General features: G+C 64.9%; 20 protein-coding genes. 13 read left to right on the plus strand and 7 right to left on the minus strand.

All coding sequences use genetic code 11. From position 1 onward, the window contains the following. Nucleotides 1-50 precede the first annotated feature (50 nt). Nucleotides 51-1,295, plus strand: a complete 1,245-nt coding sequence (locus tag ACZYZ4_RS01745) for an MFS transporter (RefSeq protein ID WP_463857604.1) — start codon at nt 51-53, stop codon at nt 1,293-1,295. 55 nt (nt 1,296-1,350) lie between these two features. Here the strand turns inward: ACZYZ4_RS01745 and ACZYZ4_RS01750 are convergent, their stop codons facing one another. After that, a complete protein-coding gene (locus ACZYZ4_RS01750; RefSeq protein ID WP_111908434.1) occupies nt 1,351-1,854 on the minus strand; it encodes an Lrp/AsnC family transcriptional regulator in 504 nt (167 codons plus the stop codon). Between the two features lie 120 nt (nt 1,855-1,974). Further along, nucleotides 1,975-3,261 carry an MFS transporter gene (locus ACZYZ4_RS01755; protein WP_463857606.1) on the minus strand — a complete coding sequence of 429 codons (1,287 nt, stop codon included), beginning with the start codon at nt 3,259-3,261 and terminating at the stop codon, nt 1,975-1,977. 91 nt (nt 3,262-3,352) lie between these two features. On the opposite strand from ACZYZ4_RS01755, the gene ACZYZ4_RS01760 reads away from it, so the two are divergent. Then, on the plus strand, nt 3,353-4,339 hold the full coding sequence (locus tag ACZYZ4_RS01760; RefSeq protein WP_463857608.1) for a LysR substrate-binding domain-containing protein: 987 nt from the start codon (nt 3,353-3,355) through the stop codon (nt 4,337-4,339). A 110-nt stretch (nt 4,340-4,449) separates the two neighbouring features. Continuing rightward, nucleotides 4,450-5,373 carry an N-acetylglucosamine kinase gene (locus tag ACZYZ4_RS01765; RefSeq protein ID WP_463857901.1) on the plus strand — a complete coding sequence of 308 codons (924 nt, stop codon included), beginning with the start codon at nt 4,450-4,452 and terminating at the stop codon, nt 5,371-5,373. On the opposite strand, the gene ACZYZ4_RS01770 is transcribed toward ACZYZ4_RS01765, so the two are convergent. Further along, nucleotides 5,359-6,387, minus strand: coding sequence for a pirin family protein (locus ACZYZ4_RS01770; RefSeq protein ID WP_463857610.1), 1,029 nt, complete (start codon nt 6,385-6,387; stop codon nt 5,359-5,361). The two genes, ACZYZ4_RS01765 and ACZYZ4_RS01770, sit on opposite strands and share 15 nt — an antisense overlap. A gap of 231 nt (nt 6,388-6,618) precedes the next feature. Here ACZYZ4_RS01770 and ACZYZ4_RS01775 point away from each other — a divergent pair, with 231 nt between their 5' ends. The 6 genes from ACZYZ4_RS01775 (at nt 6,619) to ACZYZ4_RS01800 (ending at nt 12,369) form a co-directional block, all read left to right on the plus strand. Next, complete coding sequence (locus ACZYZ4_RS01775; RefSeq protein WP_463857612.1) at nt 6,619-7,719, plus strand: ABC transporter ATP-binding protein; 1,101 nt, start codon at nt 6,619-6,621, stop codon at nt 7,717-7,719. After that, on the plus strand, nt 7,719-8,429 hold the full coding sequence (locus ACZYZ4_RS01780) for an ABC transporter permease (protein ID WP_463857614.1): 711 nt from the start codon (nt 7,719-7,721) through the stop codon (nt 8,427-8,429). The genes ACZYZ4_RS01775 and ACZYZ4_RS01780 overlap by 1 nt, the downstream gene beginning before the upstream one ends. After that, complete coding sequence (locus ACZYZ4_RS01785; protein ID WP_463857615.1) at nt 8,426-9,172, plus strand: ABC transporter permease; 747 nt, start codon at nt 8,426-8,428, stop codon at nt 9,170-9,172. The genes ACZYZ4_RS01780 and ACZYZ4_RS01785 overlap by 4 nt, the downstream gene beginning before the upstream one ends. Continuing rightward, entirely contained in the window at nt 9,169-10,122 is a 954-nt protein-coding gene (locus tag ACZYZ4_RS01790) for an ABC transporter substrate-binding protein (RefSeq protein WP_463857616.1), read from the plus strand. The genes ACZYZ4_RS01785 and ACZYZ4_RS01790 overlap by 4 nt, the downstream gene beginning before the upstream one ends. Nucleotides 10,123-10,244: 122 nt before the next feature. Next, nucleotides 10,245-11,465: a pyridoxal phosphate-dependent aminotransferase gene (locus ACZYZ4_RS01795; protein ID WP_463857618.1), complete on the plus strand. Its 1,221-nt coding sequence runs from the start codon at nt 10,245-10,247 to the stop codon at nt 11,463-11,465. Between the two features lie 49 nt (nt 11,466-11,514). Next, a complete protein-coding gene (locus tag ACZYZ4_RS01800) occupies nt 11,515-12,369 on the plus strand; it encodes a polyphosphate kinase 2 family protein (protein WP_463857619.1) in 855 nt (284 codons plus the stop codon). A gap of 45 nt (nt 12,370-12,414) precedes the next feature. Here the strand turns inward: ACZYZ4_RS01800 and ACZYZ4_RS01805 are convergent, their stop codons facing one another. Both ACZYZ4_RS01805 and xseA read right to left on the minus strand, forming a co-directional pair. Continuing rightward, nucleotides 12,415-12,633 (minus strand): exodeoxyribonuclease VII small subunit, encoded by a 219-nt coding sequence (locus ACZYZ4_RS01805; RefSeq protein ID WP_056344066.1) that lies wholly within the window; start codon nt 12,631-12,633, stop codon nt 12,415-12,417. After that, nucleotides 12,614-13,939 (minus strand): exodeoxyribonuclease VII large subunit, encoded by a 1,326-nt coding sequence (gene xseA / locus ACZYZ4_RS01810; protein ID WP_463857621.1) that lies wholly within the window; start codon nt 13,937-13,939, stop codon nt 12,614-12,616. The genes ACZYZ4_RS01805 and xseA overlap by 20 nt, the downstream gene beginning before the upstream one ends. Before the next feature lie 220 nt (nt 13,940-14,159). On the opposite strand from xseA, the gene ACZYZ4_RS01815 reads away from it, so the two are divergent. After that, nucleotides 14,160-15,011: a folate/biopterin family MFS transporter gene (locus tag ACZYZ4_RS01815; RefSeq protein ID WP_463857623.1), complete on the plus strand. Its 852-nt coding sequence runs from the start codon at nt 14,160-14,162 to the stop codon at nt 15,009-15,011. 9 nt (nt 15,012-15,020) lie between these two features. Continuing rightward, a complete protein-coding gene (locus tag ACZYZ4_RS01820) occupies nt 15,021-16,100 on the plus strand; it encodes a 4-hydroxy-3-methylbut-2-enyl diphosphate reductase (RefSeq protein ID WP_463857625.1) in 1,080 nt (359 codons plus the stop codon). A gap of 72 nt (nt 16,101-16,172) precedes the next feature. Here the strand turns inward: ACZYZ4_RS01820 and ACZYZ4_RS01825 are convergent, their stop codons facing one another. Continuing rightward, nucleotides 16,173-17,381, minus strand: a complete 1,209-nt coding sequence (locus tag ACZYZ4_RS01825) for a DNA recombination protein RmuC (protein ID WP_463857627.1) — start codon at nt 17,379-17,381, stop codon at nt 16,173-16,175. A 130-nt stretch (nt 17,382-17,511) separates the two neighbouring features. Here ACZYZ4_RS01825 and ychF point away from each other — a divergent pair, with 130 nt between their 5' ends. Continuing rightward, a complete protein-coding gene (gene ychF / locus ACZYZ4_RS01830) occupies nt 17,512-18,597 on the plus strand; it encodes a redox-regulated ATPase YchF (RefSeq protein ID WP_463857628.1) in 1,086 nt (361 codons plus the stop codon). Nucleotides 18,598-18,628: 31 nt separating this feature from the next. Here ychF and ACZYZ4_RS01835 read toward each other — a convergent pair whose 3' ends face one another. Continuing rightward, the gene (locus ACZYZ4_RS01835) at nt 18,629-19,294 is read right to left on the minus strand and encodes a site-specific integrase (RefSeq protein ID WP_463857630.1); all 666 of its coding nucleotides are present in this window, start codon (nt 19,292-19,294) and stop codon (nt 18,629-18,631) included. A 161-nt stretch (nt 19,295-19,455) separates the two neighbouring features. Here ACZYZ4_RS01835 and ACZYZ4_RS01840 point away from each other — a divergent pair, with 161 nt between their 5' ends. Further along, nucleotides 19,456-19,608 carry a hypothetical protein gene (locus ACZYZ4_RS01840; RefSeq protein WP_463857632.1) on the plus strand — a complete coding sequence of 51 codons (153 nt, stop codon included), beginning with the start codon at nt 19,456-19,458 and terminating at the stop codon, nt 19,606-19,608. The last annotated feature ends 188 nt before the right edge of the window (nt 19,609-19,796 follow it).

Genomic DNA, 19,796 nt, shown 5'->3' on the forward strand with positions numbered 1-19,796 from the left:
GCGGCTTCCCACAAGGACCTCCCGCCCCGGTCGACGCCAAGGCAGCAGCAATGACAGTCTTCAATGAACTCCGCATGCGTCCGGCCACCGCCGGGCGTCACGGCTGGGATGCATCCACCACCGCTCGGCTGGTGATGGCCGGTGCCGTTATCTTCACCTTGCTGGTCGGAGCGAACCTGGCCACACCCCTGTATCCGCTGCTCCAGGCAAACCTCGGCCTCTCGGCACTCGGGGTCACGGCGGCCTTTGCCAGCTATGTCCTGGCCCTGGTGGTAACGCTGATGCTGGCCGGCCACTGGTCGGACCACATCGGCCGGCGGGCGGCGCTCATCCTGGCTGTCCTCGCCGGACTGGCGGGCAGCGGGGTCTTCTCGCAGGCAGAAAACCTGGTGGCGCTCTCTGCTGGACGGGCCCTTCAAGGTGTGGCCGTTGCCTTGGCCACGGGTGCCAGTGCCGCCGCGCTGCGGGAACTGCTCCCGTCCCGGCCGGAGTGGGCCACCCGCTTCACCCTGCTGGCAACGGCGGGAGGCGTGGCGGCCGGTCCGGTCATCGGCGGCCTGCTGTCGCTCCTGCCGGGGCCCACCACCGCCCCGTACTACGTTCACTCACTTGTCCTGGCGGGATTGCTGGTGCCGCTCTACCTGCTTCAGGCCCGGCCAGCCATCAAGCCTCCGGCAGGCCGGCGACCCGTCCTGGTCCTGGCTCCCCGCCGGCCCTCGGTGTCCACCGAGGCGAGGGGCGCGTTCTGGCTTGCGGCCGCCGTCGGATTCCTCAGCTTCTCCGTCTTTGGATTTTGCCTGTCGCTGGCACCGGCCTATTTCGCCCCGATCGTCCACACGGATTCACGTCCGTTGATCGGCGCCCTGGCCGGGATGACGCTCGCCGCCTCAGCCCTGAGCCAGGTGCTGTCCGTGCGGGGCCGCTTTGTGGTGCCCGCCGGGCTGGCAGTCCTGGGAGCCTCGGTGCTGCTCCTGGCCGCAGCAGCCGCCTGGAGCAGTCCGCTGCTTCTGGCCGCTGCCAGCGTCTGCGCGGGGCTGGGACAGGGTGTCGCCTTCCGCGCGGTCTTCAATGATGTGGCCGCCAAGGTGGAATCGTCACAGCATGCCCAGGTCATCAGCACCGTTTATGTCATCACGTACCTGGGCAGCGCCGTGCCGGTCATCGGGCTGGGCTGGGCCACAGCAGTGTTCGGGCTGCCGACGGCGGTCATGGGCTTTGTGGTGCTGTGCAGCGCTGCCGCACTGGCGCTGTCCGCCGTCACGCTTCGGACAGCGCTAGAGCGCGGAGCGCAATAGTCGGAGCGCAATAGCCGGTAGGAGAGTGCGCAGGGCGCTGCCAGGCGGGTGAAGCTCAGTCCGGCAGCGGACCGTGGTTCCCCTGGATGTGCTCAAAGACGAGGGTGGTCTCGGTGTGGCCCACCACGGGATCGGTGGCGAGATTGTCCAGCACCCAGTCCCGCAGGTCCTCGGTGCTGGCAACGGCGATGTGCAGCAGGTAGTCCACGGAGCCCGACGTGTGGAACGTGGAGAGAACTGCGGGCAGGTGCGGAACGCGGGCGGTAAAACGGTCGATCTGGTCCCGGTCGTGGGCCCTCAACCGGACCGCTACGAGCGCCTGGACGGACCTGCCGATGGCCGAGAGGCTGAGCTTCGCCTCAAATCCCTGGACGATGCCACGTTCGGATAATGCGCGGGTCCGCATGAGCGCGGTGGACGGGGCGATGCCCACGAGTTCTGCCAACTGCTTGTTGGAGATCCGTGCATCGTCCACCAAGGCGGCGAGAAGCCGTTCATCAATGGCATCCAGCGGCTCAAAGTGGCTGGCCGGCCGGATGTTTTTTGGGTTGCTGCTCATGGAATCTCCTTGAATGTCCGTCAGTTCATCCTAGACGCCGGATTCCGGCCGATCACCCCAGAACGCGTCCCTCTCTCCGAACATTCGCCAGATGCACCTGCCATTTGGTGGCTGATAGTTCTACGGCTGCGCGGCTTCCGTCCGCCCTCGTGTGCCGGGCCGCGCGGTTTCGTCGTTCCCCCGGGGATGTACGACGGCGACTGTCACCGCAGTGATGCACGCCAGGACCATGATTGCCGCGGCAAGCGAGGCCCAGCCCAGGGACTGGAACACCAGTCCGCCCGCCCAGCCAATAACGCTTGAGCCCAGGTAATAGGCGAGGTTGTAGAGCGACGACGCCTGGGCGCGGCCGGTGGTGGCGATGCTTCCGGTCCAGCCGGCGCCGATGCTGTGGGCCGCGAAGAAGCCCCCGGTGAAGATCACCAGACCGGCAAGGATCACGGCGAGCACCTGTGTCAGCGTCAGCGCCAGCCCAAGCACCATCAGGACGAGGCCCACGAGTAGCACATTCCTGCGGCCAAATCTGGCCGTCAGCCCGCAGGCCCACCGGGAGGAGACCGTTCCCGAAAGGTAGGCCAGGAAGATCAGGCTGATGATGGTGGCGGGCAGTGTGAAGGGCTCAGCGGACAGACGGAAGCCAAGGTAGTTGTAGACGGCGACAAACCCGCCCATCATCAGGAAGGCCTGGATGTAGAGCGCCAGCAGCCTGGGATTGCGCACATGCCGGCCTAGCGTCGCGACGGCACCGCGCAGCCCTGAGGCCTTGGCGGCGGTGAACCCTTTCGCCTTCGGCACCAGGACCAGGAAGAGCACGGCGGCCACTGTTGCCAGCAGCGACACAGCCAGGGCGGCTGTGCGCCAGCCCCATAGCTCTCCTGCCGGGCCTGCCACCAGCCGGCCGGCCAGCCCGCCCAGCGATGTGCCGGCAACGTAGCTGCCTGCGGCCATGGCCGCATGGGACCTGTTCACTTCCTCGTTCAGGTAGGCGATGGCGATGGCCGGGATCCCGCCCAGTGCCATGCCCTCGAGCAGCCGCAAGGCAAGCAGCGCGCCGAAGCTCGGGGCGAGCGGCACCAGCAGGCCCAGGACGGTGGCAGCGGAGATGCCCCATGCCATGGCCTTGACCCGGCCGATCCTGTCCGCCAGGAATGACCAGGGAATGACGGTGATGGCCAGGCCAACAGTGGCCAGCGAAATGGTCAACGCGGCCTCTGCCGCGGTCACCTTCAGGTCTGCGGCCAGGAGCGGCAATACCGCCTGGGTGGAGTAGAGCTGGGCGAACGTTGCCACGCCCGCGAAGGCCAGGCCGGCAAGGATCTTGTTGTAGGCAGCGGAGCCTTTGGGGTGTCCCGCCCAGTCACCCTGCGGTGGGGTGAGGGTATCTGGGGCTGCGGCATTCTGTGGCATAGCTCAAGGGTAGGCTTCTGAAATATATGCTTCCAATGCATCTTTTAGCTACGATTGATATCGAGAGTGCAACGTTTGGAAGGGTGCGGCCATGCACGCGGACCACAAACAGCTGGTGAAGCTCCTGCCGCTGCTCCCCATCCTGGCTGAACTGGGCAGGACCCAGCACGTCACGGAAACGGCGGAGCTCCTTGGAGTACCCCAGTCCACGGTGAGCCGGGCACTGTCCCGGGCCAGCGCCGTCGTCGGAACCGAATTGCTGATCCGCGACGGACGGGGCATCCGCCTCACAGCGGCCGCCCGGACACTGCTGCCGTACATCGAGTCGGCCCTGACCGAATTCCAGGCCGGACTGGACCTGGTCCGGCACCAGTCGGACGTGGTGCGGAGGAAAGTGTCCCTGTCTTTTCAGCACACGTTCGGCGAGGCCACCCTGCCCCTGCTCATCAGTGCCTTCCGCAGCCGCCACCCGGAGGCCGGCTTCATCCTTAGTCAGGGGGCACGGGACACCTGCCTCGCGGAGCTCGCCTCGGGCCAGGCGGACCTGGCCCTGACAGCCCCAGTTCCGGCGGCAAGCAGCACCATGTCCTCGGCGTCGCTCTACCGAGAGCCCCTCCGCCTGGTGGTTCACCACGGCCACCCGCTGGCCGGCCGGGACAGCGTCAGGGTGCAGGACATCCGCCGGGACCCCTTCGTGGCGTTGGAGCCTGGGTACGGCATGCGGTCACTGACCGATGCGCTTTTCCGCGAGGCAGGTTTCCGGCCGCGGATTGCGTTCGAAAGCCAGGACACCCACACCGCCCGTGGCCTGGTTGCCACGGGCCTTGGTGTCAGCATTCTGCCACCCGGGGGCAACGCACCGGGGCGCCACATCAGCCCGGAAACGGGCAATCTGGGCTGGGTCGAGCTGGCCTTGGAATCCGGACTTGCGTACCGGGAAATCGGGCTGGGCTGGCGCCGGCGGAAACCCGGCCCCGACGCCGAGCCAGATCCTGTCCGATTGTTCCGGGAGATGGTCCTGCAGGAGGGTCCCCAATTGCTGGCAGGCCAGGTTGCCGCCCGTTCAGGGAGCGGATAGGCCTGGCATGTTGAGACACGACGCCGGCCCGCGGGCCGGCAGCAGTTCAGTAGGCTGGGGACGTGACTGACAGCGAGCACCCCCAGACCACAACGTCCCGAAACCAACCGGTGGTCGGCGCCGCGTCCGCCCCGGTACCCCTCACGGGAGTCATCATCGGCTTGGACATCGGTGGTACAAAGACCCGCGGTGTCAGGTTTGAGGACGGAGTTGCCGTGGCTGACGAGTCCGCCGGCAGCTCCAACGTCCAGAACGTCAGCCGCGAACAGGCGGCCTTGAACCTCGCGGATCTGTTCGCCCGGATCGGCGGCCGCCAGGTGGCCCAGGTGTATGCGGGAGCTGGGGGCATAGACACCGACGACGACGCTGCCGCTCTGGCAGCGCTGATCGAACCCCATGTTCCGGGAGCCAAAGTCACCGTGGTCCACGATTCGCGGCTGCTGCTGGCTGCGGGCGGTGCCAGCATCGGCGTGGCCGTCATTGCCGGAACCGGCTCCGCCGCCTGGGGACGGAACGCCGCCGGCGACGAGGCCCGGGCGGGCGGCTGGGGCTACCTGCTCGGGGATGAAGGCAGCGGCTACTGGCTGGGCCGTGAGGCCGTCCGGCACAGCCTGCGCCGGATGAACCAAGGACTCCCGGCGGACCAGCTGACCGATGCGCTGCTCTCCGCGTGCGGAGTGGACCACCCCAACAGGCTGATTGCGCTTTTCCATTCCCCCGATACCGGCCGCCGGTTCTGGGCCCAGCAGGCAGGCCTGGTGGTGGACGCGGCAGCGGCGGGCCATGCGGCCAGCCAGGAGCTGCTGGACCAGGCGGGTAGGGACCTCGCCGGGCTTGCTGCCCAGGCATTGCGGAAGCTTGGAATCGACGGCCCGGTCATTCTCGGCGGCGGACTGGGCATGAACGTGGTCCCGCTGCAGGACTCTTTCCGGAGCCACCTGGCGGCCGCCCGCGTCACGGATGTCCGTGTCCTGGACCGGGACCCCGTGTTTGGCGTCCTGAAGGTGGTGTCGGAAGAGTCAGAGGCCGACTGACCGCTTCCGCGGCGTCAACCTGACGGCCGGCATGACGGGAGCGGGGATGCGGCCGGCTCCAACGCCGGCATCGGGGCCGTGCCCTTCAACCAGCCCGTAGCGGGCCCCGCGGGCGGCATCGTCCGCCAGGACCGCCTGCGCTTCCCACTCCGCACGGGCCTGCTCCACTTCATCGTGCGTGCGGCCCACGAAGTTCCACCACATCAGCAGTTCCTCTTGGAACGGCTCCCCGCCGATCAGGAGGAACCGCGTGCCCGGCAGGGCCTGGAACTCCAGCGACGCGCGTCCCGCGCCCAGGTAGCCCAGCGGACCGGGCGGGACCTCCTGCCCGTCCAGCGTCAGCCCGCCGTCGAGCACCAGCACCGCATGCTCAAAGTGCGCGTTCAATGGCAGGACGGCCAGGCCCTCGCAGGAGATGTCTGCTCCGACGATGGGGGAGTACATCGTGGCCGGTGACACCGCCCCGGCGAATTCGCCCACCATCACCGTCGCAGTGAACCCTGGCCCCGTCACAGATGGCAGTTGCCGGTGCTGCTCGAACGCGGGTTCGCGGTGGCGTTCCGCGTCCGGCAACGCTACCCAGAGCTGCAGGCCGCGCTGCACGGGTAGCGGCGCGCCAGCGTCGGGATCCGGCAGGACGGCAAACTCGGAGTGGGACACCCCGTGTCCGGCGGTCATGATGTTCAGCTCACCGGGCCGGACCACAACGTCGCTGCCCACGCTGTCCCGGTGCCGGACGTTCCCGGCGAGCGGCCAAGTGACCGTCTGCAACCCGGTGTGCGGGTGCGGGAGCACGGACATGGCGGTGCGGTCCGGACCGAAACTGTCCAGGAAACACCAGGCGCCGATGGTGGGCAGGCCACGTTGCGGGAGGGTGCGCCGGACGTTCATGGCCCGCACGCCGCCCAGGGGAACTTCCCGTTCGGGCCACAGCTGCAGGCAAGGGCCTGACGTGCCTTCGGGGCCTGCGGGCGGACAAAGTTCCTGCTGGGGAGCCACTTCCAAGTTGGTCACAGTCCAACAATAGGCGGGGACAGAACCAGGCGTAAGCGCAGACCTTGCACCGGGTGATCGAAGCGACCCATCCGCGCGCGGTTGTACAACGAATGATTACAGTAGGGATTCTCTTGCCCGGATTGCCTGCTGATCCGGTTACGCTGGCAGTGGATTGCGTTACCGTAAATATCAGTGAGCTGATGACCCAACACTGTCCGATGCCGTCCAATAGAACAGGTAAGTCCGGTAATGGACCAAGCCATGATTGAGTTCCAGAGCGTCACCAAGCAGTATCAGGGCGGGCACCCGGCCGTGGACCAGCTCACGATGCCCATCGACAAGGGCTCCATCACCGTCTTTGTGGGGCCGTCCGGCTGCGGCAAGACCACCTCGCTGCGGATGATCAACCGCATGGTGGAACCGACGTCCGGCGTGATCACCGTGGACGGGCGGGACGTGACCTCGGTTCCTGCCGCGGAGCTGAGACGGTCCATGGGCTACGTCATGCAGTCCTCCGGACTCATGCCCCACCGTTCCGTGCTGGACAACATCGCCACCGTGCCCCGGCTTAACGGCGTTTCCAAGGCAGAGTCCCGGAAGCGCGCTACGGAACTGCTCGACGTCGTCGGGCTGGCTTCCGCGCTCGGGAAACGGTACCCGTCCCAGCTCTCCGGCGGCCAGCAGCAGCGCGTCGGTGTAGCCCGGGCGCTCGCCGCCGATCCGCCCGTCCTGCTGATGGACGAACCGTTCAGTGCCGTTGACCCCGTGGTGCGTGATGAACTGCAGCAGGAACTCCTGAGGCTGCAGAAAGACCTCGCAAAAACCATCGTTTTCGTCACGCACGATATCGACGAGGCAACCATTCTCGGCGACAAGGTGGCCGTCTTCGCATTCGGCGGCCGGCTTGCCCAGTACGCCACCCCTGAGGAGATCCTCCGGGCACCGTCCAATGATTTTGTGGCGTCCTTCGTGGGCCGGGACCGTGGTTTCCGCCACCTGGGGTTCACCACGTCCGACGCTGTGACCATCCATCCGGTGCCGACGCTCGTTATGAGTGCCGGCCAGTTCGCCGGCGATCCCGCCGCGGTGACCGACTGGCAGTTGGTGGTGGATCCGGACCTGCGCCCTCTGGGCTGGGCAAGGCCGGGGACGGACTCTGAGCTCATCCCCGGCGGGTCACTCTTCCGCCCCGGCGAGACCCTGCGGCGGGCACTGGACTCGGCACTTTCGTCCCCTTCCGGCCAAGGTGTGGCAGTGGACGGAGACGGCCGGGTCGTGGGGACCGTCAGGGCACAGGAAGTCCTCGGTGTCATAGAAGAAGCCCGCCAGGTCAGGCAGGCTGCTCTCTGATGGAGTGGTTCCTGGCGAACAGCGGCATGGTCACGGGACTGGCAGGCCAGCACCTGGTCCTTGCCCTCATTCCGATGGTCCTGGGGCTGCTTATTTCCATTCCATTGGCGCAGTTGGCGCGGACCCACCCGGCGCTGCGGTCGGTGGTGGTGACCGCCAGTTCATTGCTGTACACCATCCCGTCGCTGGCGCTGTTCATCATCCTGCCCTCGATTCTCGGAACCCGGATCCTGGATCCGCTCAACGTCATTGTTGCCCTGACCATCTACGCGGTGGCGCTGCTGGTCCGGGCCGCGCTGGATGCTTTTGACTCCGTGGAGGAGGATCTCCGGCAGGCTGCCATTGCCATGGGGTACAAGCCTTGGCTCCGCTTTGTCCAGATCGACCTGCCGCTCTCCCTTCCGGTCCTGTTTGCCGGGCTGAGGGTGGTCTCCGTCAGCAACATCTCCCTGGTGAGCGTCGCAGCACTGCTGGGGGTGGGAAACCTGGGCATGCTGTTTACCGACGGACTGCAACGGAATTTCGTCACCGAAGTGGTGGTGGGGATCATCGCCATCCTGGTGCTCGCCCTGCTGATGGATGCCGTGCTGGTCCTCCTTGAAAGGCTGCTGACGCCGTGGACCCGCGCCGCTAAAGGGCTCGGCCCCTCGGCGCCTGTTGGCGCCGGCTACCTGGCCGATGCCAACATCCATGCGGGGGCCGCGCCGTGAACAACATTTTTGTGGACACCCTGGCCTGGATTGCCGATCCCCTGCACTGGACCGGCAGTTCCGGCATCCCCGTCCGGCTCTTGGAGCACCTCCAGTACAGCGGGCTGGTCCTGGTGATTGCCGCTGCCATCGCGGTTCCGGCGGGACTCTACATCGGGCACACAGGGCGTGGACGCGTGGTGGCCGTTGCCGTGGCAGGTGCGCTGCGGGCCCTGCCTACCCTGGGCCTGTTGGTCCTCTTCGCCCTCCTGGCCGGAAGCAGCCTGATGCCACCGGTGTGGGCGCTGGTCATCCTGACCGTGCCGCCGCTCCTTGCCGGAACGTACGCCGGCATTTCGAGCGTGGACAGGGCCGTGGTGGACGCTGCCCGGGCCATGGGCATGACCGAGCTGCAGATCCTGTTCCGGGTTGAGCTGCCCAACGGGCTGCAGGTTATGTTCGGCGGTGTCCGAACCGCCGTTCTGCAGGTCATTGCCACGGTTTCTGTGGTTGCCTATCTGCCCTTGGGCGGGCTGGGTCGCTACCTTTTTGACGGCCTGGTGCTGCAGGACTTTCCGCGGATGCTTGCCGGGTCCTTGCTGATTGCAGGGCTGGCCATCGTTGTTGACCTCATCCTGGCCGCGGTGCAAAGAGTCCTTCGTTCGCCCGGCCTCAAAACCGATCTGCACGGTGGCCACAAGGCCGTCGCTGATCTCCCAGCTGCCGCGCCTGCGCCAGCTGCCGTTCAAGGAGGTACCCCATGAAAGAGAACACCAAGACAATCCTTACCCGCAGGGGACTAGCTGGCATGGCTGCCGGCGTCGGCCTGGCCGTCGCGCTGACAGCCTGCGGCGGGAGTGACCCGTTGGCCACCCCCAGCACCAGCGCCGGAAGCGCCGGCGGCGGATCGTTGGTGGTCGGCTCGGCTGATTTCCCGGAGAGCCAGATCGTGGCTGAGATCTATGCCGGCGCACTGACTGCGGCAGGCGTCACGGCAACCACCAAGCCCAACATCGGTGCCCGCGAAATCTACTTCAAGGCGGTCCAGGACGGTTCTGTTGACCTCGTCCCGGACTACTCAGGCAACCTGCTCTCGCACGTGAATCCTGAAGCTGCCGAGGTCTCGGCCGACGACATCTACAAGGCCCTGCCGGGGAAGCTCCCCGAAGGGCTGGCAGTCCTGGAGGCATCCAAAGCTGAGTCCAAGGACGCCATGGTGGTCACCAAAGCCACCGCAGAGAAGTACCAGCTGAAGTCCATCGAGGACCTGGCCAAAGTCTGCAAGGACCTGACCATGGCGGCCCCGGCCACGTTCGAAACACGGGCCTATGGTCTGCCCGGGCTCAAAGCGAACTACGGCTGCGAACTCAAGGCCCTGAAGCCCTTCAACGACGGCGGCGGCAACCTGACCCTGCAGGCACTGCTGACCGACGACGTCCAGGTCGCTGACATCTACACCACCACACCGTCCATCGCGGACAACGACCTGGTGGTGCTGGAGGATCCCAAAAACAACTTCAAGGCCCAGCAGGTTCTGCCGCTCTACAACAAGGCGAATATGACCGACAAGGCCAAAGACGCGCTCAATGCCGTATCGAAGATCCTGACCACTGACGACCTGCTCAACCTCAACCGCGCAGTCAGCGGCAGCCAGAAGCAAAACGCCAAAGACGCAGCGGCCACTTGGCTCAAGGACAAGGGCATCGTCAAGTAACGCCTGACTCCAAAACGCAAATCACGACGGCGGCTGCCGGACCCGCACGGGCCAGCAGCCGCCGTCGTCCGTGTGTGCGAGGTCTCAACGGAAGTACATCCGTCATATGGCATATTTGATGAATGGCAGAATTCAAGCAGTCCACCAAGCTTCACAACGTCCTTTACGACATCCGTGGACCGATCCTTCAGGCCGCCCAGCAGATGGAGGCGGAGGGTCACCGGATCCTCAAACTGAACATCGGAAACCCGGCCCCGTTTGGATTTGAAGCCCCGGACGCGATCCTGGTGGACATGATCCGTCATCTGCCCCATGCCCAGGGTTACAGCGACTCCCGGGGCATCTTCTCGGCCCGGACCGCCGTCTCCCAGTACTACCAGACGCGCGGAATCCAGAACATCCATGTGGACGATATCTACTTGGGCAACGGCGTCAGCGAACTGATCACCATGTCCCTCATGGCGCTGCTCAACGACGGCGATGAAGTGCTGATCCCCACACCGGATTACCCGCTGTGGACGGCTTCCGTCGCCCTCGCCAGCGGGAAGCCCGTGCACTATCTCTGCGATGAGGAATCAGGCTGGCAGCCGGACCTTGAAGATCTTGAAGCCAAGATCACGCCGCGAACCAAGGGCATCGTGGTGATCAACCCCAACAACCCCACGGGCGCGGTCTATCCGGAAGAGACGCTGAAGAAGATTGTGGCGCTGGCCGAGAAGCACGGCCTGATCCTTTTCGCTGATGAAATCTACGAAAAGATCCTGTACGAGGACGCCGTGCATATCAACATGGCAGCGCTTACGGGCGACGACGTCCTTTGCCTCACCTTCAGTGGGCTGTCCAAGGCCTACCGCGTCTGCGGCTACCGTGCCGGCTGGATGGCCATCTCGGGTCCGAAGAAGGATGCCTCGGACTATCTGGAGGGCATCAGCCTCCTGGCCAACATGCGCCTCTGTGCCAACGTGCCCGCCCAGCATGCCATCCAGACCGCCCTCGGCGGCTACCAGAGCATCAACGACCTTATCCTGCCCGGCGGCAGGCTGCTGGAACAGCGGAACAAGGCCTACGACATGCTCAACGCCATCCCGGGTGTGAGCACGCAGCAGGCCCGTGGCGCGCTGTACCTGTTCCCGCGCCTGGATCCGGAGGTCTTCCATATCCGTGATGACGAGAAATTTGTCCTGGACCTGCTGAGGGAGCAGAAGATCCTGGTGTCACACGGCCGGGCATTCAACTGGGTCCGGCCTGACCACTTCCGCATGGTCACGCTGCCGAACGTCAAGGACATTGAAGAAGCGATCGGACGCATGGGGGACTTCCTTAGCCGGTACCAGGGGAACTAGCCTGTGGTGACGCGCCCTTCGGTGCGGTAACTGCGGACAAAGGAACGCCATGGCCGGTTTGGTTGAGTTCGAGCAGCACCCGTCCCAAACGCTGAAGGTTGGGGATGGCTTCGCCCTGCCGGATGTTGACCCGGATTCCACCCCCGGCTACGCCGGCAACAAGGCCGACGGCCAGGCCCTTTTGGCGGACCTGGACGGGAAACTGGCCGAGCTGCAGGAGAGGCTCTTCGCGGAGTCCCAGTTCGGCGGGAAGAAGCGGATCCTCCTGGTCCTGCAGGCCATGGACACGGCAGGCAAGGGGGGGATCGTCAACCATGTCATGGCCATCATGGATCCGCAGGGTGTCCAGTTCAAGGCCTTCAAAGCACCCACTGACGAGGAAAAATCCTACGACTTCCTTTGGCGGATCGAGAAGGCTGTCCCGGCAGCGGGCATGGTGGGGATCTTCGACCGCTCCCACTATGAGGACGTCCTGATCCACAGGGTCCACAACTGGGCGACGCCCGACGAACTCAAGCGCCGCTACCGGGCCATCAATGAGTTCGAGGCGCGTCAGACCGATGCCGGAACTAAAATCATCAAGGTGATGCTCAACATCAGCAAGGATGAACAGAAGTCGCGGCTCCTGGCCAGGCTGGACAACCCCGCCAAACACTGGAAGTACAGCAGCGCCGACCTGAAGGAGCGGGCCTTCTGGGGCGATTACATGGATGCTTACCAGGCTGCCTTCGAGAACACCAACAGCGAGCTGGCCCCGTGGCACGTGGTCCCGGCCAACAAGAAGTGGTTTGCCAGGATCGCCGTCCAGCAGCTGGTGTTGGCGGCGCTGTCAGACATGAAACTGGAATGGCCCAAAGCGGAGTTCGATGTGGCTACTGAACGCGAACTGACAGAGCGGTCCTAACGCCATCAGCTGAGCCCGTCCGGTTGTCCCGCGGAGCAGGGCTGGTCAGAGCGGCTGGTCGCGGGCTGCAGCGAGCCGCTTGCGGGCGCCCTCCAGCCACTCCTCGCAGCGCTTTGCCAGGGCTTCGCCGCGTTCCCAGAGTGCCAGGGATTCCTCGAGGCTGGCGCCGCCCGCCTCAAGCTTCCCCACCACCTGCACCAACTGTTCGCGGGCTTCCTCATAGCTCAGTGCTTCGATTTCCGGGTCAGGCTTTGTCTCGGGCATGTGCTTCTCCTCGTTGAAATTCCCCAGTGGATGTGGCGCCGAACAGGCCCTGGGCCACGCGGACGGACAACGCAGTTCCCGACGGCGCCTCCGAAGGGTCGCGGACCACAGCGTGGCCGGCAGCCTCAGTGGCACGGGCCGGCCGGCCGTTGGCCAGTTCGACCACCGCGTAGCCGCGGTCCAGCGTCTTTTGCGGTGACAGGGCACGGACCTGGGCCTGCAGGTGAACCAGCTGGTCAGCCGCCCGCACCACCGTTGAACTGACGGCGGCCGATGACCTCCTCAGGAGGCGTTCGATTTCCTCCGCGCGTCCGGTGACCATCGCTTCGGGGGTGGCCAGAACCGGCCGGGAATGGAGTGCAGACAACCGGTCCGATTCCCTGTCCACCAGCCTGCCGATGCTCCCGCGCAGGTGCTCGCGTGCCTGGCGCACGCCGGCCAGTTCCTCGGCAACGTCAGGCACGATCCGCTTGGCAGCATCAGTGGGCGTGGACGCGCGGAGGTCCGCCACGTCGTCGAGAAGGGGACGGTCCGCCTCATGTCCGATGGCGCTGACTACCGGGGTAGCCGTGGTCGCGACGGCACGGACCAGTTCCTCGCTGTTGAAAGGCAGCAGGTCCTCCAACGCTCCGCCGCCCCGGGCGATGACAATGACGTCCACGTCAGGGCGGCCGTCCAGCTCCTGAAGGGCGCGGATGATCTGCGAAACCGCGGTGTTGCCCTGGACCGCCACCTCCCGGATCTCGAACTCGACGGCGGGCCAGCGCAGTGCGGCGTTTTGGACGATGTCTTTTTTGGCGTCGGAGTCCCGTCCGGTAATCAGGCCGATACGGTGCGGGAGCAGCGGCAGCGCTTTCTTTCGTGAATCGGCAAACAGCCCCTCGGCGGCGAGGGCCTGGCGCAACCGTTCGATCCGCGCCAGCAGATCGCCAAGCCCTACAGGCCTGATGTCCCTGACCTGCATATTGAGCCGCCCGGTCTTCAGCCAGAACTCCGGCTTGAGCAAGGCCACCACGCGGGAGCCACGCTCCAGGGGCATGTTCTGGCGGTCCAGAACCTTGGTCCAGACCGACGCCGGCAGGGAAACTTCCGCGTCCACGTCCCGGAGGGTGAGGTACGCGTTGCCGCCGCGGCGGTTCATCTCGATGACCTGGCCCTCGACCCACGCCGACGGCGTGCGGTCGATATGGGCTTTGAGTTTCTGGGACAGCAACTGCAGCGGCCATGGATTGTCCGGGCTGGTCTCAGCGGCTGTGGCAGGCAGCGTGGTGGCAGCAGTGCCTGGCAGGGCGGCCTGTTCAGACATGTCCGCTGCCCCCGGAGGCTGTGGGTGGCGGCATGGTGGTCCTTTGTTCGGCAGGTGGCGGTTCGTGTTTGAATGGCGGCTATCAGTCAACGGACTGCTATCGGAGCTGGCGGTTGCCATTCAACCTTATCCATAAGCTGTATCACCCGAGACTGACATTCTTTGTCCAGACACCAGCCCTATGATGGCTGTGCCGCCGTCAACCAGTGAGGATCTGTTCTTGCGCACTTTCGTTTCAGCCGTCGCCGTCGTCCTGGGCGTTTTACTGTCCGCCCTCGCCGTTCCCGCCATCTGGCTTGACCGCAATGTGGTTCAGGAGGATGGCTTTGTAGCGCTGGCTGCTCCGCTCGGGCAGGACGCAGAATTCCAGCAGCGGCTCGCCGAGGCCGCTGTGGGCACCATAGACACGGGGGCCATTCCGGATGCCCTGGCAGGTCTGGTCAGGCCGGTGCTCGAGGCTGCTGCGGGTTCCCTCTCAGCGTTGCCCGGCTATCCGGCGGCCTGGGAGGAGACACTGCGGAAGAGCCACCGGCTCAGCTTCGCCGGACCTGCATCCGCTCCTGCCGAACCGGACTCCCAATCGTCGCTCACCCTGGACGTGGCGCCACTGGTCGCGCTGGCGACGGAGGAGCTCGCGAGGACCACCGGCCTGCCGCTAACTGTGCCGGAGCAGACGCTGGTCAACGTTGGAGAGCCGGAGCAGCGCCAGCTGGTCGAGAGGGTGTCCGCCTACTCGCCGCTCGGCTACTCCCTTGCCATCGGAGCGGGAATTGCCTTTGCGCTTGCGCTGGTTTCCGCCCGCCGTCGCTGGACAGTGGTTTTCGCTGTGGGACTTGCGGCGCTGGTACTGGCCGGCCTGTGGTCTGCCGGCTCGCAACTCACCAGGGATGCTGTCTTGGGGACGGCGAGCGGCAACGGGCTTGCGGATATGTTCAAGGATGCGTTTGTGGCGGCCGCTTCCAGCAGCTTCCAATCCTGGGTCGGTGGTGCCGCGATAACCGGCGGTGTGCTTGTCGCGGCGGCCCTTGTGCTCCGGATCGCCTCGCCGGGGCGGCGGCCCTCAAGCCGGTAGCATGGAGGGATGACTTCCTCAGCTGTGCCCCTCTCGATGCCAACTGTCCCGCGCAGGCGGCGCTCGCCGGAGGAGGTAGCCGCCGCGGCTCCGGTGACCGGTCCCAAAAAGGTACTCCTGGCTGCGCCACGCGGCTATTGCGCCGGTGTGGACCGAGCCGTGATCGCCGTAGAGAAGGCCTTGGAGCACTACGGTCCGCCGGTGTACGTCCGGAAGCAGATCGTGCACAACGTCCACGTGGTGAGCTCGCTGGAGGCACAGGGCGCCATCTTCGTCGATGAAACTGACGAGGTCCCGGAAGGCGCCCTGGTGATCTTTTCCGCCCATGGCGTATCGCCGGCCGTCGTCCAGTCAGCCGAGGACCGCGGTCTGCGCACCATTGACGCCACGTGCCCCTTGGTGACGAAGGTTCATAAGGAAGCTGTGAGGTTCGCCAAAGATGACTTCGACATCCTGCTGATCGGCCACGATGGTCACGAAGAAGTTGAAGGGACAGCCGGCGAAGCCCCGGAACACATCCAGATCATTAACGGTCCCCACGAAGTGAACAAGGTAACCGTCAGGGATCCAGAAAAGGTCATCTGGCTCTCCCAGACCACCCTCAGCGTGGACGAGACCATGGAAACGGTCCGCCTGCTGAAGGATCGGTTCCCCACCCTGCAGGATCCGCCCAGCGACGACATCTGCTACGCCACCACCAACCGTCAAGTGGCCATCAAGAAGATTTCCCCCCAGGCTGACCTGGTCATTGTGGTGGGATCGGCCAACTCCTCGAACTCGGTCCGCCTGGTGGAAGTTGCATTAGAATACGGTGCCAAGGCCTCCTACCGCGTGGACTTCGCCAACGAAGTCGACGAGGCATGGTTTGAAGGCGTGGCAACGGTCGGAGTCACGTCAGGGGCGTCCGTTCCGGAGGTCCTGGTCAACGACGTCCTGCGCCTGCTGGCCGACTACGGCTATGGCTCCGTGGAAGAAGTTGTCACGGCCGAGGAAGACCTCCTTTTCTCGTTGCCCAAGGAGCTCCGCGCAACCCTGAAGGAAGCCGGAGACGTCAGCCGGGCGCTCGGCGGACGCCGCTCCCGCAACTGATATCTTCCGCTATTTGCATCTTCCGTGATTGACGTGTCCCGTGCCTGACCAGTCCCGCCGCTTGCCCACGCGTCAGGCGGCTGCTTCGTCCTGCTGAAACTCCGGGGCCGCCAATGAACGCGGCGTGACCTCGAGTGCCGGCGGAGTGAGCAATCCGGATTCATCCATGGCATTGAGCTTCCGTGCCGTCGGAAGGATCCGGGCTTCCAGGGTGCCGATCATGGAGTTGTATCGGTCCACCGAAGACTTCAGGGAAGAACCCAGCTTGCCCACGTTTTCCCCGAGCGTTCCCATGCGTTCGTACAGCTGACGCGCGAGGTCGAACAGTTCGCGCGCACTGTCCGTCAGCACATCCTGGCGCCACGTGAAGGCCACCGATTTGAGCACCGCAAGCAGGGTGCTTGGCGAGGCGAGCACCACATTCCTCGACAGTGCATGGTCCAATAGGGTCGCATCAGCCGTCAAGGCTGCCGCCAGGATGGATTCGGCCGGCAGGAAGCAGATGACCAGCTCGGGGGAGTTCCCGGGGATGTCCCAGTACTTCTTGCTGCTGAGCGAGTCCACATGGGCCCGCAGCGCCTTGGCATGGGCAGCCAGCAGGGATTGCTGGCTGCCGGGGTTCCCCGCAGTGCCCGAATCCTGCCTTGCCCCCAGCTCCTGGGCTTCCAAGTAAGACGACAACGGCACTTTGGCGTCCACCACCAGCTGCTTCTCGCCCGGCAGCTGGACGACGAGGTCGGGGCGGACCGCTGAATCGGATCCGGCGCTGTGGACCTGCTCCAGGAAATCCACGTGCTTGAGCATCCCGGATGCTTCAACCACCCGGCGCAATTGAACTTCACCCCACTGTCCACGCGCACTGTTGGAGCGCAGGGCCGACTCAAGGGCATGGGTGGAACGGATCAGCTGGGCATCGGACAGCCTGGCCTCCTGCAGTTGTTGCGCCAGCTGGCCGTACTGTTCAAGGCGGTCACGTTCCAACAGGGCCACCTGCTGCTGCACCGCCGTCAGCTTTTCCGCCACCGGGGCGAGTGCACGGAGTACGCTCCCGTCCTGGCTGCGGGACTCGCCGAGCTCCCGGTTCTGCAGGGAGAGGAGGCGGCGCTCCGCATCTGCGGCGGCGAACTGCGCGCTGACCTCGGAAAGGCGCGAAGAGACGGCGTCGAAGTCTTCCTCCAGGGCACGACTGTGCCGGCGTAAGGAAAAGTAGGCGGCGGCGGCGCCGGCGACGGCACCCACCAGCAGCATCAACAGGGCAAGAATCAGGGCTAAAGCATCCATATCCTCACTGTGGCACGACCCTGTGACAATTTACGGAAGCGACATATTCGACCCTGCGTCCACCAAGGCGCCGACACTGCTGGAGACGGCCTGGGGCCCATGCCCCCCGCAACCGGTAGAATCAATGCTCGTGGCTCTTACTATTGGCATCGTCGGACTGCCCAACGTCGGCAAATCAACTCTCTTCAACGCACTGACCCGCAACCAGGTGCTCGCGGCGAACTATCCATTCGCAACGATCGAACCCAATGTCGGCGTCGTGAACCTCCCTGATCCCCGGCTGAAGCAGCTCGCGGAGATCTTTGGCTCGCAGCGCCTGTTGCCGGCTCCGGTGTCCTTCGTGGATATCGCCGGAATCGTGAAGGGGGCGTCCGAGGGCGAAGGCCTGGGCAACAAGTTCCTAGCCAACATCCGTGAGGCCGAGGCCATCGCCCAGGTGGTACGGGTATTTGATGATCCCGACGTCATCCACGTCGACGGCAAGGTGGATCCCCGCTCGGATATGGAAACCATCAACACCGAGCTGATCTTGGCTGACCTTCAGACCATCGAAAATGCGCTTCCCCGGATCGAAAAAGAAGTCAAGATCAAGAAGCGGGAAGCCGCCGAGCTGGCAGCCATCGAGGCTGCGCAGGCGGTCCTGGAACGCGGCGACACCATATTCTCCTCGATCAAGAGCGACAAGCTGGAGATGGGGCACCTCAAGGAGCTCAGCCTCCTGACCGCCAAGCCGTTCATCTACGTCTTCAACGCCGACGAAGGCATTCTGGGCAGTCCGGAGCAGCAGGACGAACTGCGGGCCATGGTGGCCCCGGCCGACGCCATCTTCCTTGATGCGAAGCTCGAATCCGACCTCGTGGAGCTGGACGAGGAGGAGGCGCGCGAAATGCTGGAAATGAACGGCCAGGACGAGTCCGGCCTCGACCAGCTGGCACGCGTGGGCTTCCACACCCTGGGCCTCCAGACCTACCTCACGGCCGGTCCGAAGGAAACGCGCGCCTGGACCATCCACCAGGGCGACACCGCGCCGCAGGCAGCAGGCGTCATCCACAGCGACTTCCAGCGAGGCTTCATCAAGGCAGAAGTGGTTTCCTTCCATGACCTCATCGAGGCAGGGTCCATGGCTGAAGCCAAGTCCCGCGGCAAGGTTCGCATTGAAGGCAAAGAGTACGTGATGGCTGACGGCGATGTGGTCGAGTTCCGCTTCAACGTCTGATGTGACCAATTTTCCCGCGTAAACAGTGAGTTTAGGCTAGGCCAGTCCGCACAGAGTCCGCAGGAATTTCGAGAGCTTCCGTCATCATGGCTCCGGCCGCGGACCTTGTGCGGTCTTCCGCCGTCGGCCACAGGTGCGAATACGTGTCCAGGGTGGTGGTTGCCTTGGCATGGCCTAGTGCCCGTTGGACCGTCACGACGTCACAGCCGGCCGCTATCAGCCCGGACGCGTAGAAGTGCCTCAAGTCGTGCAAGCGGACGCCTGAGAGCCCCGCAGCCTTGACCGTCTTGCGCCACCAGTAGCCCGTCGTGTTCTGGTGCGGAGGCAGCCCACCATCGCCGATGAACAGCCATTGATGGACGCTATGCACTCCAATGTGCTCGACGTGTTGGGCGAGCATCTGCACCAGACCGTCAGGGATATGCACCAGGCGCTCTGAACCATACTTCGGGGGAGTGATGCTGACCTCACCCTTGCCCGCACGCTGCACCTGCCGCTGGACTTTCAGCGTGCGCCTGAGGAAGGCAATGTCAGTGAGCTGCACCGCCGCGGCCTCGCCCAGCCGAAGGCCCGCGAAAGCGCACATGGCTACAACCGGCCGCAGGGTATAGATCGCCGGAATGAGTCCTGGCCCAGCGGGAAACAGCGCAGGTGTGCTAAATGCGCTCAGCAGTCCCGCCATTTGGAAGATAAGCATGCTGTCTATTATCTTTGTGTGAGCATCTTTCACGTCCCCCAATATGTGAGGCTGCAGAGAAAGACCCCCACGTAACTTGACTCGTGCCGTGGGGGTTTTTTGCTGCCCGGCACCACCCGAACAAGAATGCCCTGTCGTGCCTATCGGGTAACGTCCGCGCCATGGTGAAGATAGACGTTGAAGCAGTAGGAAAGATGCTGGATGACCTGCTGGCGCCGGTGGTGCGGTCCCCGCATGAGGACATGGAACCTGACTACGAGTTCTTGCCGGTGCCCGCCGGCGGTGCTACTTGGCCTCAGTCGGCAGGCTATTGAACCAGGTAACTAGGTCCTCATGCGCGATAAGTGCTTTCGTGTTGGCATATCGGGCCAGCAGGTAAATTGTCCGCGATCTGATCCCGCAGGGTGCGCGAGCTCAGTCCGACTCTGGCTGCGGCCTCATCGACGCTATAAGCAATCTTCCGCGTCGTGTGGCAAGGGCAGCAGTTGGCGTGCTGGTAGGC

Source organism: Pseudarthrobacter adonitolis (assembly GCF_055412845.1).

What these genes read in the sequence shown, in the direction of transcription:
- ACZYZ4_RS01745 (WP_463857604.1), top strand. Translation starts at nt 51, where the DNA reads ATGACAGTCTTCAATGAACTCCGCATGCGTCCGGCCACCGCCGGGCGT.
- ACZYZ4_RS01750 (WP_111908434.1), bottom strand. Translation starts at nt 1,854, where the DNA reads ATGAGCAGCAACCCAAAAAACATCCGGCCGGCCAGCCACTTTGAGCCG.
- ACZYZ4_RS01755 (WP_463857606.1), bottom strand. Translation starts at nt 3,261, where the DNA reads ATGCCACAGAATGCCGCAGCCCCAGATACCCTCACCCCACCGCAGGGT.
- ACZYZ4_RS01760 (WP_463857608.1), top strand. Translation starts at nt 3,353, where the DNA reads ATGCACGCGGACCACAAACAGCTGGTGAAGCTCCTGCCGCTGCTCCCC.
- ACZYZ4_RS01775 (WP_463857612.1), top strand. Translation starts at nt 6,619, where the DNA reads ATGGACCAAGCCATGATTGAGTTCCAGAGCGTCACCAAGCAGTATCAG.
- ACZYZ4_RS01780 (WP_463857614.1), top strand. Translation starts at nt 7,719, where the DNA reads ATGGAGTGGTTCCTGGCGAACAGCGGCATGGTCACGGGACTGGCAGGC.
- ACZYZ4_RS01790 (WP_463857616.1), top strand. Translation starts at nt 9,169, where the DNA reads ATGAAAGAGAACACCAAGACAATCCTTACCCGCAGGGGACTAGCTGGC.
- ACZYZ4_RS01795 (WP_463857618.1), top strand. Translation starts at nt 10,245, where the DNA reads ATGGCAGAATTCAAGCAGTCCACCAAGCTTCACAACGTCCTTTACGAC.
- ACZYZ4_RS01800 (WP_463857619.1), top strand. Translation starts at nt 11,515, where the DNA reads ATGGCCGGTTTGGTTGAGTTCGAGCAGCACCCGTCCCAAACGCTGAAG.
- ACZYZ4_RS01805 (WP_056344066.1), bottom strand. Translation starts at nt 12,633, where the DNA reads ATGCCCGAGACAAAGCCTGACCCGGAAATCGAAGCACTGAGCTATGAG.
- xseA (WP_463857621.1), bottom strand. Translation starts at nt 13,939, where the DNA reads ATGTCTGAACAGGCCGCCCTGCCAGGCACTGCTGCCACCACGCTGCCT.
- ACZYZ4_RS01820 (WP_463857625.1), top strand. Translation starts at nt 15,021, where the DNA reads ATGACTTCCTCAGCTGTGCCCCTCTCGATGCCAACTGTCCCGCGCAGG.
- ACZYZ4_RS01825 (WP_463857627.1), bottom strand. Translation starts at nt 17,381, where the DNA reads ATGGATGCTTTAGCCCTGATTCTTGCCCTGTTGATGCTGCTGGTGGGT.
- ACZYZ4_RS01835 (WP_463857630.1), bottom strand. Translation starts at nt 19,294, where the DNA reads ATGCTTATCTTCCAAATGGCGGGACTGCTGAGCGCATTTAGCACACCT.
- ACZYZ4_RS01840 (WP_463857632.1), top strand. Translation starts at nt 19,456, where the DNA reads ATGGTGAAGATAGACGTTGAAGCAGTAGGAAAGATGCTGGATGACCTG.